Raw genomic sequence first — 770 nt, 5'->3', positions numbered from 1 at the left:
GTATTGGGCTCAGCCACTGGAACGGCGACTATTTATGGCGCCGTGGCCGGAGGGCAGGGAACCGTTCCACCTGGAACCTACCTTTCGACATTCTCCGGTGCGCAGATCGAATTTCGCTATCGCTATACCTCCGGCAGCAGTTGCAGTACCGCCTCCGGTACGGTGGCGGCTGATCCGACTTTCACCATCAATGCGACGGTCGCCGCCAACTGCCTTGTATCGACGCAGAACATCGAATTTGGATCAAAGGGGGTACTTGACGGCAATGTTGATGCCACCGGCCAGGTCTCAGTCACCTGCACACCAGCAGCGGCCTACACGGTCTCGCTGAATGGCGGCACGACAGGATCGCCGCCGACAACTCGCAAGATGTCGAAAGGCGTGGAAACAGTGACCTATGGCCTCTGCAAGAATGCTGATCGAACTCAGCCTTGGGGCGACGCTTCCGTGCCCGGCAGCACAGTGCCGGGAACTGGAACTGGGGTCCCGCAAGTCTTCACGGTTTATGGTCGCGTCCCGCCGCAGGCTACTCCTTCCGCAGGCGTATACACCGACACGGTTGTCGTCACTGTGACCTATTGAGCGATGAAGGCCTTTCCGACAAGACCTTGGTCCGAATTGACATTTACCTGACCCGCTCGAATGATCCGGCCAATGCAGGGGCAGGGATCATGCTGGTAACAAGCATCGCGAACGGCACCTTCGAGCCGGAGGAACTGTCTCTTCTCCAGGGGCTGTTCGATATGCTTTGTGAGCTGCGCGGCATTAAC

At 58.4% G+C, this 770-nt stretch carries 1 protein-coding gene and 1 pseudogene; both read left to right on the top strand.

The annotated features are described in order from the left end of the window. Positions 1-582 (top strand): spore coat U domain-containing protein (locus tag EN925_RS38160; protein ID WP_164894787.1); only part of this gene is annotated, 582 nt, incomplete at its 5' end. Then, positions 579-770, top strand: a pseudogene (locus tag EN925_RS38155) (hypothetical protein); the annotation flags it as partial. The gene EN925_RS38160 and the pseudogene EN925_RS38155, both read left to right, overlap by 4 nt.

This window comes from Mesorhizobium sp. M7A.F.Ca.US.006.04.2.1, assembly GCF_004022915.1.
GTDB lineage: Bacteria > Pseudomonadota > Alphaproteobacteria > Rhizobiales > Rhizobiaceae > Mesorhizobium > Mesorhizobium ciceri.
This window is presented reverse-complemented; position numbering and strand designations above follow the sequence as displayed.